Annotated in this window: 16 protein-coding genes, 1 tRNA gene and 1 other RNA gene; 7 read left to right on the top strand and 11 right to left on the bottom strand. The window is 67.3% G+C overall.

Translation table 11 applies throughout. From position 1 onward, the window contains the following. Positions 1 to 47: 47 nt before the first annotated feature. Complete coding sequence (locus tag QH470_RS23030; RefSeq protein ID WP_280274452.1) at positions 48 to 287, bottom strand: helix-turn-helix domain-containing protein; 240 nt, start codon at positions 285 to 287, stop codon at positions 48 to 50. Positions 288 to 592: 305 nt separating this feature from the next. Then, complete coding sequence (locus QH470_RS23025) at positions 593 to 1,177, bottom strand: HhH-GPD-type base excision DNA repair protein (RefSeq protein WP_280274424.1); 585 nt, start codon at positions 1,175 to 1,177, stop codon at positions 593 to 595. Positions 1,178 to 1,417: 240 nt separating this feature from the next. Here QH470_RS23025 and QH470_RS23020 point away from each other — a divergent pair, with 240 nt between their 5' ends. Then, a complete protein-coding gene (locus QH470_RS23020) occupies positions 1,418 to 2,242 on the top strand; it encodes a methyltransferase domain-containing protein (protein ID WP_280274423.1) in 825 nt (274 codons plus the stop codon). Between the two features lie 173 nt (positions 2,243 to 2,415). On the opposite strand, the gene QH470_RS23015 is transcribed toward QH470_RS23020, so the two are convergent. Both QH470_RS23015 and ffs read right to left on the bottom strand, forming a co-directional pair. Continuing rightward, positions 2,416 to 3,702, bottom strand: coding sequence for an aspartate aminotransferase type Ic (locus QH470_RS23015; protein WP_280274422.1), 1,287 nt, complete (start codon positions 3,700 to 3,702; stop codon positions 2,416 to 2,418). A 143-nt stretch (positions 3,703 to 3,845) separates the two neighbouring features. Then, positions 3,846 to 3,940, bottom strand: an RNA gene (ffs, locus tag QH470_RS23010) — signal recognition particle sRNA small type. 191 nt (positions 3,941 to 4,131) lie between these two features. Between ffs and QH470_RS23005 the strand changes: the two genes are divergently transcribed. Then, entirely contained in the window at positions 4,132 to 5,175 is a 1,044-nt protein-coding gene (locus tag QH470_RS23005) for a hypothetical protein (RefSeq protein ID WP_280274421.1), read from the top strand. Positions 5,176 to 5,334: 159 nt separating this feature from the next. Here the strand turns inward: QH470_RS23005 and QH470_RS23000 are convergent. From QH470_RS23000 to QH470_RS22990, 3 genes are all read right to left on the bottom strand, one after another. Further along, a tRNA-Ser gene (locus QH470_RS23000) sits at positions 5,335 to 5,420 on the bottom strand. A 62-nt stretch (positions 5,421 to 5,482) separates the two neighbouring features. Then, the gene (locus tag QH470_RS22995; protein WP_280274420.1) at positions 5,483 to 6,172 is read right to left on the bottom strand and encodes a TIGR03086 family metal-binding protein; all 690 of its coding nucleotides are present in this window, start codon (positions 6,170 to 6,172) and stop codon (positions 5,483 to 5,485) included. Positions 6,173 to 6,253: 81 nt separating this feature from the next. Further along, complete coding sequence (locus tag QH470_RS22990) at positions 6,254 to 7,675, bottom strand: WS/DGAT/MGAT family O-acyltransferase (protein WP_280274419.1); 1,422 nt, start codon at positions 7,673 to 7,675, stop codon at positions 6,254 to 6,256. Between the two features lie 71 nt (positions 7,676 to 7,746). Here QH470_RS22990 and qcrB point away from each other — a divergent pair, with 71 nt between their 5' ends. After that, positions 7,747 to 9,366 (top strand): cytochrome bc1 complex cytochrome b subunit, encoded by a 1,620-nt coding sequence (qcrB, locus tag QH470_RS22985; protein WP_280274418.1) that lies wholly within the window; start codon positions 7,747 to 7,749, stop codon positions 9,364 to 9,366. Positions 9,367 to 9,433: 67 nt separating this feature from the next. Here qcrB and QH470_RS22980 read toward each other — a convergent pair whose 3' ends face one another. After that, the gene (locus tag QH470_RS22980) at positions 9,434 to 9,643 is read right to left on the bottom strand and encodes a DUF397 domain-containing protein (RefSeq protein WP_280274417.1); all 210 of its coding nucleotides are present in this window, start codon (positions 9,641 to 9,643) and stop codon (positions 9,434 to 9,436) included. Between the two features lie 398 nt (positions 9,644 to 10,041). On the opposite strand from QH470_RS22980, the gene QH470_RS22975 reads away from it, so the two are divergent. Genes QH470_RS22975 through QH470_RS22965 form a run of 3 tightly spaced genes read left to right on the top strand, consistent with a single transcriptional unit; the run spans position 10,042 to position 12,325 of the window. Beyond that, entirely contained in the window at positions 10,042 to 10,512 is a 471-nt protein-coding gene (locus tag QH470_RS22975) for a DUF309 domain-containing protein (RefSeq protein WP_280274416.1), read from the top strand. 29 nt (positions 10,513 to 10,541) lie between these two features. Further along, complete coding sequence (gluQRS, locus tag QH470_RS22970) at positions 10,542 to 11,477, top strand: tRNA glutamyl-Q(34) synthetase GluQRS (RefSeq protein WP_280274415.1); 936 nt, start codon at positions 10,542 to 10,544, stop codon at positions 11,475 to 11,477. A gap of 44 nt (positions 11,478 to 11,521) precedes the next feature. Continuing rightward, a complete protein-coding gene (locus tag QH470_RS22965) occupies positions 11,522 to 12,325 on the top strand; it encodes an RDD family protein (RefSeq protein ID WP_280274414.1) in 804 nt (267 codons plus the stop codon). Between the two features lie 70 nt (positions 12,326 to 12,395). Here QH470_RS22965 and QH470_RS22960 read toward each other — a convergent pair whose 3' ends face one another. Continuing rightward, positions 12,396 to 12,977, bottom strand: coding sequence for a DUF4190 domain-containing protein (locus tag QH470_RS22960; protein WP_280274413.1), 582 nt, complete (start codon positions 12,975 to 12,977; stop codon positions 12,396 to 12,398). 49 nt (positions 12,978 to 13,026) lie between these two features. On the opposite strand from QH470_RS22960, the gene QH470_RS22955 reads away from it, so the two are divergent. Then, positions 13,027 to 13,800, top strand: a complete 774-nt coding sequence (locus QH470_RS22955; RefSeq protein WP_280274412.1) for a queuosine precursor transporter — start codon at positions 13,027 to 13,029, stop codon at positions 13,798 to 13,800. Here the strand turns inward: QH470_RS22955 and tgt are convergent. Then, complete coding sequence (tgt, locus tag QH470_RS22950) at positions 13,791 to 15,032, bottom strand: tRNA guanosine(34) transglycosylase Tgt (protein ID WP_280274411.1); 1,242 nt, start codon at positions 15,030 to 15,032, stop codon at positions 13,791 to 13,793. The genes QH470_RS22955 and tgt overlap by 10 nt on opposite strands. Positions 15,033 to 15,090: 58 nt before the next feature. Further along, the gene (locus QH470_RS22945; RefSeq protein ID WP_280274410.1) at positions 15,091 to 15,528 is read right to left on the bottom strand and encodes a VOC family protein; all 438 of its coding nucleotides are present in this window, start codon (positions 15,526 to 15,528) and stop codon (positions 15,091 to 15,093) included. Position 15,529: the final 1 nt, after the last annotated feature.

Genomic DNA, 15,529 nt, shown 5'->3' with positions numbered 1-15,529 from the left:
GAAGAAACAGGCCCCGATTTCTCCGGGGCCTTTGCCATGTTCGGAATCTACTCCCCGGACAAGTACCGATAGGCAGTCGCCCGGGAGCACCCGAGCACCTTCACGATATCCGGGACGCTCACACCTTGGTCTTTCATCTTGCGGGCCTTGGCGGCGTCGGCATCGTCCACCTTGCGGGGGCGACCACCCTTGCGACCGTTGGCCGCTGCTGCCTCGAGTCCGGCACGGGTCCGCTCGATCATGGTGTCTCGTTCCAACTGAGCGAATGCGGCCATGATCGTGAGCATGGCCTTGCCCATCGGTCCGTCTGTGTGAAGTTCCTCGGTGAGGCTGCGGAGCCAATACCGCGTTCCGTCAGTTGTTCGATGAGCTGAGGAGCGAGGGTACGCAGAGCAGTTCCAAGATCGCAACTAGGTGGTGTTCAGTGATTTTCATTGCTCCACGGCTGGCCAGAGGAGATGCCTTGGCGCGTGCCTTGGCTAGGCAAAAATGGTCCCCAGGGAGTACAACCCCTGCCCGTGGTTCGGGATCGGGATGTAATGCGGCCTCCGAATCCTGTACGGGTTTTCAGGCTCGCAGCAGCGCCAATGCCTTACTTTCCGGCAGCCTTCGCAGCCGCTTTCATTTCCTTCTTGAAGGCCCGCACTTCGAGCAGTGATTGCTGGTCAACGATGTCAGCCGCCGATCGGCGCGAGCCCTTCTCCGAGTACGCGCCTGCGGCCTTCTCCCACCCCTTCGGCTCCACGCCGAGTTGCTTACCGAGCAGAGCGAGGAATATCCGCGCCTTTTGATCGCCGTAGCCTGGGAGATCCTTCAGCCGACGAAGAACCTCCTTGCCGTCCGGATTACCCTCGGTCCAAATAGCTTCGGTGTTCCCGTCGTAGTGCTCGACCACGTACCGGGCCAACTCCTGGGTCCGGCGAGCCATAGACCGTCCATAGCGATGGATCGCTGGAGGCGTGGCGCACAGGTCTTCGAATGCCTGGGGATCGGCCTCTGCGATCCGATGAATGTCGAAGCCATCCATCCTGTCTGCGATCTTCCTAGGTCCCCGGAAGGCGTGTTCGAGCGGGTATTGCTGATCCAGCAGCATCCCCGTCAGCAGCGCGAAGTTGTCGGTCGACAGCAGCTTGTCCGCCTCCGGATCCTGCGCGAGGCACAGTTTGCGGCTCACCATGCCTCGATCATCGCACCCGGGCCGTCCGGGGTGGTGGCCAACCCGCTACTCGATCGGGTTCGACACGCCGTGCGAGCTGTTGCGACAGCGCGGCGCGCCGGAGGTTGCGGGGGACGTGGCGCGGACTCACGTTCGTACCGGCGCGTAGCTTTCCATCGCGCGTAGGGTGTCGGCATGCCTGACACTATGGCTACATCCACAGTGGCAACGGTGCCGAGAGACAGTAGAACGGCAAGACAGATGGCGCCCACACACAGCACCTCGTCCTCCGGTTTGCGGCCGGACCGTTTCGATCGGGACGGCCGGGAGCAGCTCATCGATGTCCGCGACCTACAGGCCGCGCTGCCCGGAATTCGCCGGTTGCGGCGCTGGGCGCATGAAGCCCTGGCCGCGCGGCCCGGTGAGAGCGCCGTCGACATCGGGTCCGGCGCCGGGTCGGAGGTACTCGCGTTCGGCGAGGCGGTCGGACCCAGCGGGTCGGCCGTCGGCGTGGAACCCGACCCGGAGCTGCTGGCCACGGCCGAGCGCCGCGCTGCCGAGGCGGAGTCGACGGCCAGGTTCGTCCCCGGCGATGCCTACAACCTTCCGCTGGCAAGCGAGAGCTGTGATGTCGCCCTGTGCGAGCGGGTGTTCCAGCACCTGACGACCCCGGCCCGTGCCGTCGGCGAGATCGCGCGGGTGCTTCGTCCGGGCGGGCGGGTGGTGCTGATGGACAGCGACTGGGGCACGGCCATCGTGCATCCCGGCGATCGTCATGTCGTGCACGAGGTGATCGAGACGCTGATCAGCAGCACCACGGACCCGTTCGCCGGGCGTCGGCTGCCCGGACTGCTCACCCAGGCCGGGCTGGAGATCGACGACTACGGTTCGCACGCATTGGTGCAGGATCCCGCGATCGGGGCCGGGTCTCTGGTGGGCCGCGTCTCCGCGATGGCGGTAGCCCGCGGCGCGATCACCGAACAGCAGCGCACCCAATTACTCGCCGACTTGGACGCGGGCGCCCGTACCGGCGATATCCACCTGTCCGTGACCCTCTTCGCGGTACTCGCCCACAAGCCCGAATAAGACCATCAACGCTGCCGCCGCTGCAAAACAGCGGCGGCAGCTTCATGTGGCGGAGAACCGTTCCGGCCAGAATCCACGAGCGTGATGGGTCCGGCCAAAAGCACGCCGGGACGACGGGAGTGCCGCTCCACCGGGACGACGACAGTGCCGCTCTGCCCGGACGGGCGCGGCCCCTACTTGCCGAGGTGCTTCTCTGTGGCGGCCAGCAGGACGCAGGTGGACAGGCCGTGCATCGCGGCTTCCAGATCCGGGAGAGAGGGGAAGCTGGGGGCGATGCGAATGTTCTTGTCCTCCGGGTCTTTTCCGTAGGGGAACGCCGAACCCGCTGGGGTGAGGGCGATACCGGCCTCCTTGGCGAGCTTCACCACCTTGGCGGCGGTACCCTCCAGGACGTCGAGGCTGACGAAGTAGCCGCCCTTGGGCTCGGTCCAGGACGCCACCTTCGAGGCGCCCAGCCGCTCCTCCAGAATGCGCAGCACCAGTTTGAATTTCGGCTCCAGGACGGCGCGGTGCTTCTGCATGTGCGTGCGCACGCCCTCGGCGTCACCGAAGAATCGCAGGTGCCGCAGCTGATTGATCTTGTCCGGGCCGATGCTCTTCTTCGACAGGTGCTTCAGGTACCACTCCAGATTGGCGGCCGATCCGCCGATGAAGCTGACGCCGGATCCGGCGAAGGTGATCTTCGACGTGGAGGCGAAGACGAAGGGACGGTTCGGGTTTCCGGCGGCCGCGGCCATACCGAGCACATCCAGCACCGGCGCTGCGGTGTCGGTCAGCGGGTGCACCGCGTACGCGTTGTCCCAGAACAGACGGAAGTCCGGCGCCGCGGCGGGCATCGAAACCAGCTCGCGCACAACATCTTCGGAGAAGGTGACACCGGTCGGGTTGGAGTAGTTGGGCACCGCCCACAGGCCCTTGATCTGCGGATCGGCGGCCACCAGCGCCGCGATGGCCCGCACGTCCGGGCCGTCGTGGTGCATGGCGACCGGGATCATCTCGATACCGAGGGACTGGGTGATCGCGAAGTGCCGGTCGTAACCCGGTGCGGGGCAGAGGAACTTGATCGGCTCGTCCGCCCAGCGCCGCGGCGAATCGGCCGTGCCGTGCAGCATGGCGTAGACGATGACGTCGTGCATCAGCTCCAGGCTGGCGTTGTTGCCGGCCAGCAGGTTCTCGACCGGGATGCCGAGCAGTTCGCCGAAGATGGCGCGCAGCTCCGGAAGTCCGTGCAGCCCACCGTAATTGCGGCAGTCGGTGCCGGAGGCGTCGCGGAAGTCGCCCTCACCGGGCAGCGTCAACAGCTCGGCGGACAGGTCGAGCTGTTCCGGCGACGGCTTACCGCGCGTGATATCCAGCGTGAGCTTCTCGGTCTGGAGCTTCGCGTAGTTCGCGGTCTGCGTCTCGTGTTCGGACACGAGTTCCGCGTGGCTCATCAAACCGATCTGCGTTTGCCGGGGCATCCTGAGCAGCCTTTCAAGCAGCGAGGTACAGGGTTGCGGGCCGGGTGCTTCTGGCCCCGGTCCAGCCGACCACGTTACCCGGCGCGCAAGGTGTGGTGCATACGACTTTCGGAACTTTCGGCCGCCCCCAGGCCGCGGAGAAATTAAGGGGACCCCGCGCACCCGGCAGAGCCCGTTGACCCTTGCTGCCTTCCGGCCCTGGGGGAGTTCACAGGATGCGCGCCGCGCGGGATCCATCGGCAAGTGTAGCGACTGTGCGGCCCGGAGCCGAACCGGCCCCTCGCCACCCGCGTCACCACGGCAAACGCCGCGGCGGGTGGCGGGGTTTGCTGCCCCCACAACTGGCATCGCGACGTAGAGCGCCCGAATCGCTACGATCTGTGCGACATTTCGAGGGGGCTTCCGCGCCACAACCGGAGGATTTGAGCAGTGACAGGCACCAACCCACCGCACGACCGGGATCAGCCGGCGCAGAGCGGGCAATCCAATGAGACACAGTGGTGGTCGACGCCCATGTCGAGCCCGGACAACCCGGTCACCGGCGCGGATCCGACCGTGTACGGCGGCGGACAAGGACCGGTGACGGGCACCGACCCGACCGTGTACGGCGGCGGGCAGGGGCCGGTCACCGGCACCGACCCGACCGTGCTCGGCGCCGGTTTCGACAACTACCTCGGCACGCCGCAACCGCAGTATCAGCAGCAGAGCCAGCCGCAGTATCCACAGCAGGCCCAGCAGCCCGGTTATCCGGCGCCGCCGTACGGTGGCACGCCCTACGGTCAGCAGCCTTATCAAGGCGGGTATCCGCCCAAGAAGAGCAATGCGACCCCGTGGATCATCGGCGGTGTGCTGGGCCTGGTCGTGCTCGTCGGCGTGGTCATCGGCATCGTGGCCCTCGCCGCCAAGGACGACGGCGGAGGCGGCGGCAGCGGAGTGCCCGGTACGGACAAGAAGACCGACGGCAACTACTCCATGTCCAACATCAACGACGCGTGCGCGCTGGTCGACACCACGGTGCTGCGCAAGTGGGCGCCCACGCCCGACGGCGCCAACGAGCACACCGAGCGCCAGCCCGACGCCAGCTACGGCGGCGGTTCGCTGGAGTGCCGCGCGTCCTACACCGGCGCGGGCAAATACGGCTCCGACGGCTCGGACCTGGACTTCGAGGCCGATTTCCAGTCGAAGTACGGCACGCCGGGCTTCAACAACTGGAAGGACTACGACACCAAGACCACGGGCAGCGGCCGCACCTCCGGCACCATCGCCGGCCTCGGCCAGGACGCCTACTACGCCGTCTACGAGCAGAACTACTCGAGCTTCGTCAGCACGGACTACACCTGCGCGGTACTGGACTCCAACCTCTCGGCCAAGGTGAAGCTGTCCATCGACTCCTCCTCGCCGATCAACAAGGAGGATGTCGGCACGGTCTGCAAGGAGCAGCTGAAGAAGGCCTTGACAGCCCTCCACAAGTAGGCACCACGCGCGCGGCCGGTGGAAATCGGCCGACACGCAGAAGCTCGGCCACAACGCAGAACCGCCGGTAGAAAGCCAGCCAGAACACAGAACCGTCGGTAGAAGCCCAGCCAGAATGCAGAACCGCCGGTAGAAACTTCTTCTACCGGCGGTTCGCTGCGGAGGATGCGGGATTCGAACCCGCGAGGGCTGTTAACCCAACCCGCGTTCCAGGCGAGCGCCATAGGCCACTAGGCGAATCCTCCGCGGAGGAGCATACCGGCCTGGGCGTGTGTGTGTAAAAACGGGCTGTGCCGGAGGGCGCGGATCAGGCGACTGCGGCGGGGACCCAGTGTGGGTTGCGGCCGGTGACGGCGACTATGCGGTCGATCAGGGGGGCGTCGGTGGGCAGGTCGACGGCGACGCCCCACAGGGCCGGGACGGGGGCGGCGGGGACGAACGCGGTGACGTGGTCGAGGCAGGCGCGCAAAGTCGGTTCGGGGAGCCGGAACGGACGGCCCAGCGCCGCTGCCAGATCCCAGCCGTGCACCACCATCTCGGTGAACGCGATCTTCCCCCACAGCTCATTTGGCAACTCGAGCCCACCCGCCACGGTCGTGCCCACCCAGGCGGCCGGGTTGTCCCAAGCCATCCCCAGCGCCCGCACCTGCGCCGCGACCGCACGCAGGTAGTCGGCGGACGGTAGGCAGGCGAGGTCGTTCTCCACGGGACGCACCGCGCCTCTCGCAGCAGCCCCGGCTCGATCACCCGCGCCGTTGGTCGTGCCGCGCGGTCCTGCAGCGGCTACGTCGGTCGGACCGTCACCCGCGGGATCGGTTGCGCTTCGTGAGGCGACACCACCGGCGAGTTCTGTTGCGCCCCAGGCTGTCTCAGCGATGTGCTCGACGAGGTTTCTGACGGTGCACTCGGTGCACGGCGTGGGAAAGCAGAGCTGAAAGCCGGAGATGCCCTCGAGCAGGTCGCTCATGGTGTGGCAGGCCGGTTTCAGGTCGATCATGATGTGCTCCCTCCTGGTTCGGCACGATCCGGGTACGCGCGCCCGAGAGGTAGACCGGCTGGGATGCGCGAATTCATCGGTCTAACGCACCGACCGCAACGCGTCGACCACCTCGGTCAACGCCGCGTCGAGCAGGTTCGCGTAGTTGTCCACAGCTGTGACGGCCGCGGGATCGGCGTGTATCGACACCGTCACCGTTTCGCCGAGTCCGTGCACGCCGTGGGTCAGATGCATGACGGTCCCCAGCGCCGGGAAACCGCCGGTGAATCGGACCCGGCCACCGCCTAGCGTCAGGTCGGCCGGACCACGGTTCACGCTGGAGACGACCGTGTGCCCGGAGAGGGTCGCAGGCACCAGATCCATTGGGTACGTGGCGATATCGCGACGCAGCACGGGCGCGGGCAGCACATCGGTGACCCGGTCCTGAACCGCGAGCAGCGGATGCGCGGCGCGAACACGGCGCAGGGCGAGGTCGGCGGCGATGCGGTCGGCGCGGCGGCACGGATCGGTTTCCGCGCCGTGCAGTTCGATGCCGACATCGTGGTAGTTGTTGCGCGCGTGCGGATTTCGTTCCGCACGAGCCATCGAGACCTGTGCGGCGAGTGCGGCGGCCGGTTCGCCCCGCGATGCGAGATACCGGGTCAGCGCCGCCCCGATCGCCGTCAGCACCACCACGGTGACGGTGCGGCCGGGGACGTGCAGATCGTCCCGGACCAGCATGCGCACCACGTGCGCGGCCGGTGGCGGCAGCCGATTGAGCAGCGTGGGCGGGTAGTCCGCCACGGGCGGCGGCACCTCACCGCGCTCGGTGATTTCCGCCAGTTCGCGACGCGCCCGCTCGGCCGCGATACCCCGAACCACCGTGCGCCCCAGCGCAACCGGAAGCAGTGCCAGCGAACCGGCCTCTTCCGCAATTCCTTTCACCCGATAGGCATCCACATCTATCCCCAGCCTGTCGCGACCGCGTGTACCGGTCCGATCCGCGCGGACTGGTGTGGGCTCCGCACTGTCCTCCGCCTCCGTGAACAGTGCGCGGGCGATGGTCGCGGCACGGCGGCCGTCGGCCAGCGCGTGTGAGAGTTGCAGGACCGCCACCAGCGCGGGTTCATCGCCGCCCGGTGCGCCGAGTACGCCGCGAAACAGGTGCAAGCGCCATGGGCAGCGCGCGGCGTCTACCCCCTGTGAGAGCAGATCACCCAGTGCCGCAACGGTATTCGTCCATGTCGCGACGGTGTGGCCATGGTCGATGATCGGGGTATCGCCGAATTCGGCCGGAACCCACGCCGGATAGGCGAACCGATGCTCCCGCACCCGCACCGACAGGTCGGCGATGCGTCGGGATCGCTCGGCCAACGCCGCGCGCAGGACCTCGGGCGGCAGTCCGGTATCGATGAAGCAGTACAGCAGGAACAGGTCGTTGCACGTCCGGCGGGACAACCAGTACCTGGTCGCGTCCTGGGGCGTCAGCGCATCCACGCCGTAGACGATATCGGGCGAAGCCATGGATCGGCCCGGACGGAAGTGCTACCGTCTGTAGTAGAAGATCAGTTCTCTCCCTGGGTGGGGTGATCGCCATGGCGACTCAGCAAGGCGCCCTCGGCCGCCGCATTGCCGCGCAAGCCGATTCCGCCGATCAGCGATACCGAGCGGCCAATTTCGTCAAGAGATCCATCAACAAGGTCTTCCCGACGCACTGGTCGTTCCTGCTCGGTGAGATCGCCCTGTACAGCTTCATCATTCTGCTGCTGTCGGGGGTGTACCTGACGCTGTTCTTCGACCCCTCGATGACGGAGGTCGTCTACAACGGCACGTACCAGCCGCTGCGCGGGGTGACCATGTCGCGCGCCTACGAATCGGCGCTGCAGATCACCTTCGACGTGCGCGGCGGGCTGTTCGTCCGGCAGGTACACCATTGGGCCGCACTGCTTTTCACGGCGTCGATGATCGTGCACCTGTGCCGGATCTTCTTCACCGGCGCGTTCCGCAAACCGCGCGAGGCGAACTGGGTGATCGGCTCCATTCTGCTGATCATCGCGATGTTCGAGGGCTTCTTCGGCTACTCGCTGCCCGACGACCTGCTCTCGGGCACCGGTCTGCGCGCCGCGTTCGCGGGCATCACCATGAGCATCCCGGTGATCGGCACCTGGACACACTGGCTGATGTTCGGCGGCGACTTCCCGGGCGACATCATCATTCCGCGTCTGTACATCGCGCACGTGCTGCTGTTCCCCGGCATCATGCTGGCCCTGATCGCCGCCCACATCGCGCTGGTCTGGTACCAGAAGCACACTCAGTATCCCGGCCCGGCGCGCACCGAGAAGAATGTCGTCGGCACGCGCATCGTGCCGGTGTTCTCGCTGGATCAGGGCGCGTTCTTCATGTTCACGCTGGGCGTGCTCGCGATCATGGGCGGCGTGCTGCAGATCAATCCGATCTGGAACCTGGGGCCCTACAACGCTTCTCAGGTGTCGGCCGGCACCCAGCCCGACTTCTATCTGATGTGGACCGACGGCTTCCTGCGGCTGTTCCCGGCGTGGGAGCTGTATATCTTCGGGCACACGGTGCCGGGCGCGTTCTCGGTGGCGATCCTCATGCCGCTGATCTTCGGCGCGCTCATCGCCTACCCGTGGATCGAGAAGCGGCTCACCAAGGACTACGCGCGCCACAACCTGCTGCAGCGCCCCCGCGACGTTCCCGTGCGCACCGCGATCGGTGCCATGTCGCTGGCCTTCTACGTGACCCTCACCCTGGCCTGCGTCAACGACATCATCGCGTTCCAGTTCGACATCTCCCTCAACGCGACGACCTGGTTCTTCCGCATCGCCCTGCTGCTCGCGCCGCCGCTGGCCTACCTCGCGGCCTACCGGCTGTGCCTGGCCCTGCAGCGCAGCGACCGCAGCGTGCTCGAGCACGGCATCGAGACCGGCGTGGTCCGGCGGCTGCCGCACGGTGAGTACATCGAGATCCATCAGCCGCTCGGGCCGGTCGACGAGCACGGGCACCCGATCCCGCTGCCGTACCAGGGCGCGCCCGTGCCGAAGAAGATGAATCGGCTGGGCCTGTCCGGCAAACCCGGCAGCGGCACCTTCTTCCGCGCGGATCCGCCGCCGGAGATCGAGCAGCTGCGCGCCACCGAGCACGACCAGGAGCGCGAACAGCTGGCGGTGCTGCGGCGGCATCAGGAGAACGAGTAGCCCGCGATCGCGAAGGCCCCGAGTCGGTCGACCCGGGGCCCGTGATCACCTCGCTCGGGGCCGCCGATCAGGCGTGCCCGAACTCTCCCGCGCTCACCTCCGTGACAAAGGCGTCCCACGCGCCGGGTGTGAAAGCCAACACCGGACCGTGTCCGCGGTCCTTGGTGTCGCGAACTGCAACATTGCCGTCGACAAGAAATGCGACCTCTACGCAGTTTCCATCGGGTCCGCTGTACGTGCTCTTGCGCCACACGGCACCGGTCGAATCGAACTTCACGGCACTGCTCCTTTGCTGCATCGAGAACGATATAACGCTGGCTTTGCTTTTCTGGTACCGAGATCCCACTTCCCTGTGGAATCTCGCGATGCGCCTGGCAGTAGCGCGCAACATTGCATTGTGCTGCTTTCAAAGCATGTGCCCGCTCCATGAGCACCACGGGGGATCACCCCCGCCGTGCACATTAGCAGGTCCGCGCAATGAGATGCCGTTTCCTATTCGTTTTCAATCGCGCGCATTTCACTTTATTCGGACAACGATTGCGGTAGCGGAATAATTGCTATCAGGGTTCGATCGACGCTCGTCAAACGCTATGCGAAAGCGATATATACGTACGTGCGTACGACTGTGCCCGACCCGCAAATCACCATGCCCGCGAAACCGTGGATCATGGAGCGGTGGTCGAACGTGATCGAGACGATGTCGGACGTGCCCGAAATGCCCGTCCCCGGGACCGATTCGGGCGCCCATTGCCGCCGGGCAGCGTCGGTGTCGAGCGCGTACCCGACGATCTGGACCTGGCGCCGGACGAGACGCTCGACTACGCGCAGCGACTGCTGGACGACGGCCTGGCCTTCAACGCCCACGAAGTCCTCGAGGGCGCCTGGAAGAACTGCCCGTTCGCGGAGCGGATGCTGTGGCAGGGTCTGGCCCAGTACGCGGTCGGACTCACCCACATCCAGCGCGGCAACCCGAAGGGGGCTCGCACCCTGCTCGAGCGCGCCGTGGGCCGGTTGAGCGCCTACGGACCCACTCCCTACGGCATCGACGGGCCGGGTCTGATCGACCATGCCGAGAGTCTGCTGGCGGATCTGGCGGCCGGGCGGGCGGTTGGCGAGGACCGGTTGCGCCCGCGTCTACGGGGCTGAACACGGGGTGCTCTCTACGATGGACCGACATGTCCACCGATGAGCGGCCGCCCCGGTCCGGCGCGGGCAGGTTCGCGCCGAGCCCGTCCGGCGACCTCCACCTGGGCAACCTGCGCACCGCGCTGCTGGCATGGCTGTTCGCCCGGTCGACGGGGCGCGCGTTCTTTCTGCGCGTCGAGGATCTCGACCGGGTGCGGCCCGGCGCGGCCGAACGCCAGCTCGGTGATCTGTCCGCGCTCGGCCTGGACTGGGACCCGCCGGTGCTGTGGCAATCCGAGCGGCGGGACCGGTACCGCGCCGCCATCGACACCCTCGTCGCGGCCGGGATGACCTACGAATGCTATTGCACGCGAAGGGAAATCCAGCAGTCCGCGGCCGCGCCACACGGCCCGATGGGCGCCTATCCGGGCACCTGCCGCGAACTCACCGCCGCCGAGCGCGCCACCCGGCGCGCCGCGGGGCGTCCCGCCGCGCTTCGATTACGGTCGCGGACAACGGAATTCGAGATCAAGGACGAGATCCACGGCGTCTACTCGGGTGTGGTGGACGATTTCGTGCTACGCCGCGGCGACGGCACCCCCGCGTACAACCTCGCCGTCGTGGTCGACGATGCCGAACAGGGAATCGACCAGGTGGTGCGCGGTGACGATCTGCTGCCCTCCACTCCGCGCCAGGCGTATCTGGCCACCGTGCTCGGCTTCCCGATCCCGCGGTACGCTCACGTCCCGCTGGTTCTCAACCGGGACGGGAAGCGGCTGGCCAAACGCGACGGCGCGGTCACCCTGGCCGATCGCGCGGCGCTGGGCGAATCCCCGCGGGAAGTGGTGGCGCTGCTGGCGAATTCGCTCGGCCGTAGCGGTTCCACCCCCACCGCACTGCTCGACGGCTTCCGACCCGATACGCTGCCGCGCGAGCCATGGACACTCGACTCCGGGAACATGGTGAAATCCAGCGGGAATCCGTAACGTACGCAGAAGCCCGAAGCCACAACCATTCACAAGGACAATTGATGACAAGCGGTGGGTACGACCCCAACCAGTATCCGCAGGGCGGCCAGCCGTATGGCCAGCCGTATCCCCAGGGCGGTGGCCAGCAGTATCCGCAAGGCGGCCAGCAATATCCAGGACAGGAACAGTACGGGCAGCAACAGCCGTACGGCCAGCAGTACCCGCAGGGTGGCCAGCCACCGTACGGACAGCAGTACCCGCAGGGCGGGCAGCCCCAGGGCGGCCAGCCGCCGTACGGACAGCAGGAGCCGTACCCGCAGCAGCCGGGTCAGCCCTACGGTCAGCCCGGCCAGCCGGGTCAGCCCTACGGTCAGCAGCCCGGCCAGCCCTACGGCCAGCAGCCCTACGGCCAGCCGCAGTACGGCGCGCCGGGCGTGCCGCCGGGCACCGTCCCCGGTGACCTGGGCGTGCGCTTCGGCGCCCGCGTGATCGACGGCCTGATCGTCGGCATCCCGATCGCGATCATCTTCTTCTTCCTCGGCAACAGCCTCGGCATCCAGATCGTGGAGGGCATCGTCGCCGCCCTGGTCTACGTGGGCTACAACGTCGCGCTGGAGACCTCGCAGGGCGCCACGCTCGGCAAGAAGCTGCTCGGCCTGCGAGTGCTCGCACCCGGCGGAGGCACGCTGGACGCCGGCACCTCCTTCAAGCGCAACCTGTGGTACCTGGCCGGGGTCGTCCCCTGCCTGGGTTCGCTGGTGGAACTGGGCTTGATCATCTACATCGCCGTGACGATCTCCCAGGACCCGGCCAAGCAGGGCTGGCACGACAAGTTCGCGGGCGGCACCCAGGTCGTCAAGGGCTGACCTGCCGCACTGGGCCCAATAGGCAAGGGGCGCATCCGGATTCCGGATGCGCCCCTTCGCTTGTTCGGGCTCAGCTGGAGAGGGCGATGTTCACCACGACCCAGACGATCTGCAGGACGATGGCGGCGGCGCCGACCCAGATACCCGACAGGGCCAGGCCGCGTCCTTCACCGCCGCGCTCCTTGATCTGGTTCAGCGCGATGATGCCCAGGATGATGCCGACGATCGCGCCGATGCAGGTGCACAGGCCGAGGACCGAGGCGATCAGCGAACCGATCGCGAGGCCGTTGGTGCCCTGGGCCTGCTGGGGATAGCCGTACGGCTGGTACGCCCCGCCCGCCGGATAACCGTAGGCGGGCTGGCCGTAGGGCTGCTGCGGATATTGCTGGCCGTACTGCTGGGCGCCCGGCTGACCGTACGCCTGCGCACCCGCCTGGCCGTACGGCTGCGACGGCTGCTGCGGGTAGCTCGGGTACTGCTGCTGCGGAGGCGGCGTCATCGGCGGCTGCGCCTGCGGCTGCCCGCCCGAGGAGTACCCCGCGGGCGGTGCGGACGGGGGCGGTGGCACCTCGGCATGGCCCCCGGACTCCGACGACACGCCCTCGCCGCCGTATTGCTTCCACCATTCGTCGGAATCGCCGGGATTCGTCATTGGCACAGCCTATTCCACGACGGCTCCGGGCCGGTATCGTCGTCACCTCGTGAGGGATACCAGCGATACCACGGAAACCGACGGGTCTGGACGCCCCGCGCCCGCGCACGCAGCATTCGCGCAGGCCGCGGGGGGCCCGTTCACACTGATCGTGACCTTGTTCACGGCCACCTTGATGATCTCCAATATCTGCGCCACCAAGGGCGTGCAGTTCTTCGCCGACCACCAGCTGTCGCTGGGACCGCTGGAGATTCTGCCCATCACCACCGACGGCGCGTTCTTCCTGTTCCCGCTCGCCTACGTCATCGGCGACGTGCTGAGCGAGGTGTACGGCTTCCGCGCCATGCGCCGCACCGTCTACTACGGCTTCGCCATGCTGCTACTGATGGTGGTCTGCTTCTGGATCGCCATCGGACTGCCCGCGGCCGGGTTCTACGAGAACCAGGACGCCTTCCGCACCATCGTCGGCACCACCCCGCAACTGGTCGCGGCCGGGCTGGCCGGGTTCGTGGTGGGACAGTTCCTCAACTCGGTGACGCTGGTGCTGATCAAGGAGCGCACCAAGGAGAAGCACCTGTGGGCCCGGCTGCTCGGCTCCACCGTCGCCGGCGAATTCGGTGACACGCTCGTGTTCTGCTCGATCGCGGCGACCGCCATCGGCATCGACACCTGGGGCGCGTTCGTCAATTACGTGATCGTCGGCTTCCTGTGGAAGACCTTGGTGGAGGTCGTCGTCCTGCCGATCAGCTACCGCTGCATCGCGCTGTTGAAGAAGCGCGAACCGACCTACAAACCGCTGGACCGCCCGGCCATCTACAGCTGAGCCCGGCCCTGCCAGCGGCCCAGCGCCTCCGCCTTGAACTCGTCGAAGTAACCGCCCTCGATGCTGGCGCGGATGCGGTCCACCAGGCGGACGGTGAAGCGTTCGTTGTGGATTGTGCACAGGGTCGACGCCAGCATCTCCTTCGCCTTGAACAGGTGATGGAGGTAGGCGCGGGTGTAGTGCGCGCAGGTGTAGCAGTCGCAGGTGTCGTCGATGGGAGTGAAGTCGCGGCGGAAGCGGCTGGTGTTGATGTTGAAACGACCGGTGTCCACATAGATGGCCGCGTTGCGGGCGACCCGCGACGGATTCACGCAGTCGAAGGTGTCCGCACCGTTCTCCACCGCGACGAACAGATCCTCCGGCTCGCTGATCCCGAGCAGGTGCCGCGGCTTGTCCTCGGGCAGTTCGTCGGAGCACCAGCCCACGATGGTGCCGAGGTTCTGTTTCTCCAGCGCGCCGCCGATGCCGTAACCGTCGAATTCCGTTCCGGCGCGGCCGCGCATCGCGTCCAGCTCGCGGCAGGCCTTGCGGCGCAGGTCCTCGTACTGCGCGCCCTGGATCACCGCGAACAGCGCCTGATAGGGACGGTGGCCGCGGGCCGCGGTGAGCCGCTCGTGCTCGTCGATGCAGCGCTGCGCCCACTCGTGCGTGCGCTGCAGCGACTTCTCCTGGTAGCCACGGGTATTGAGCAGGGTGGTCAGCTCGTCGAAGGCGAACATGATGTCGGCGCCGAGCCGGTGCTGGATGCCCATCGAAACCTCGGGCGTGAAGCGGTGTTTCGAGCCGTCGAGGTGTGAGCGGAAGGTGACGCCGTCGTCGTCGACGACCGCCAGCCGCTCCTTGCCCTTCGCGATCACATCGTCGTTGCGCACCCCGACCGCGTCCATCGCCAGCACCTTCTTGAACCCGACGCCGAGCGACATCACCTGGAACCCGCCGCTGTCGGTGAAGGTCGGCCCCGGCCAGTTCATGAACCGGCCCAGCCCGCCGGCCTCGTCCACGATGTCCGGGCCGGGTTGCAGGTACAGGTGGTAGGCGTTGGCCAGCAGGGCCTGCGCGCCGAGTTCCGCCATCGTCTCCGGCAGCACCGCCTTGACCGTCGCCTTGGTGCCGACGGGCACGAAGGCCGGGGTCGCGATGGCGCCGTGCGGGGTCGTGATCAGGCCGGTCCGCGCGTGCCGGCCCGCCACACGGGTACCGACGGTGAACGAGAACGACGCGGGATCGGGCACGCAGACATAGTGCCAGCACGTCGCGGACGCGCCATGGCCTGCCTGCCCGTTCGCGCGATCAGTCCAGGCAGAACTCGTTGCCCTCGGGGTCGGCCATCACGATGTGGCCGTAGCCGAGCGGGGGTTGCGGTTCGTGGCGCTCGAGCCGGGTCGCGCCGAGCGCGCCGAGCCGCTCGGCCTCCTTCTCGAGCGCGGCCATCCGGGCGTCACCCTCGAGGCCCGGCGCGGCACGAACATCGAGGTGCACGCGGTTCTTGGCCGTCTTGCCCTCCGGGACCCGCTGGAAGAACAGCCGCGGCCCCGCTCCTTCGGGGTCGCTCAGGGCGGAGGCGTCGTTGCGTCGCTCGGGCGGTACGCCCATCGCCTCCAGGGCTTGGTCCCAGGATTCGAAACCGCCCGGCGGCTTCTGCAACTGGTAGCCGAGGGCCTCGGCCCAGAACGCGGACAGCGCGGCCGGGTCGCCGGCGTCGAAGGTGATCTGGATATCGCGGGCCATG

The organism is Nocardia wallacei, from assembly GCF_029868745.1.
In the GTDB taxonomy this organism is placed as follows: domain Bacteria; phylum Actinomycetota; class Actinomycetes; order Mycobacteriales; family Mycobacteriaceae; genus Nocardia; species Nocardia wallacei_B.
The sequence above is the reverse complement of the archived record's forward strand: the minus strand, read 5'-3'. Positions and strand labels throughout refer to the sequence as shown.

What these genes read in the sequence shown, in the direction of transcription:
- QH470_RS23030 (WP_280274452.1), bottom strand. Translation starts at nt 287, where the DNA reads ATGCTCACGATCATGGCCGCATTCGCTCAGTTGGAACGAGACACCATG.
- QH470_RS23025 (WP_280274424.1), bottom strand. Translation starts at nt 1,177, where the DNA reads ATGGTGAGCCGCAAACTGTGCCTCGCGCAGGATCCGGAGGCGGACAAG.
- QH470_RS23020 (WP_280274423.1), top strand. Translation starts at nt 1,418, where the DNA reads ATGGCGCCCACACACAGCACCTCGTCCTCCGGTTTGCGGCCGGACCGT.
- QH470_RS23015 (WP_280274422.1), bottom strand. Translation starts at nt 3,702, where the DNA reads ATGCCCCGGCAAACGCAGATCGGTTTGATGAGCCACGCGGAACTCGTG.
- QH470_RS22995 (WP_280274420.1), bottom strand. Translation starts at nt 6,172, where the DNA reads ATGATCGACCTGAAACCGGCCTGCCACACCATGAGCGACCTGCTCGAG.
- QH470_RS22990 (WP_280274419.1), bottom strand. Translation starts at nt 7,675, where the DNA reads ATGGCTTCGCCCGATATCGTCTACGGCGTGGATGCGCTGACGCCCCAG.
- qcrB (WP_280274418.1), top strand. Translation starts at nt 7,747, where the DNA reads ATGGCGACTCAGCAAGGCGCCCTCGGCCGCCGCATTGCCGCGCAAGCC.
- gluQRS (WP_280274415.1), top strand. Translation starts at nt 10,542, where the DNA reads ATGTCCACCGATGAGCGGCCGCCCCGGTCCGGCGCGGGCAGGTTCGCG.
- QH470_RS22965 (WP_280274414.1), top strand. Translation starts at nt 11,522, where the DNA reads ATGACAAGCGGTGGGTACGACCCCAACCAGTATCCGCAGGGCGGCCAG.
- QH470_RS22960 (WP_280274413.1), bottom strand. Translation starts at nt 12,977, where the DNA reads ATGACGAATCCCGGCGATTCCGACGAATGGTGGAAGCAATACGGCGGC.
- QH470_RS22945 (WP_280274410.1), bottom strand. Translation starts at nt 15,528, where the DNA reads ATGGCCCGCGATATCCAGATCACCTTCGACGCCGGCGACCCGGCCGCG.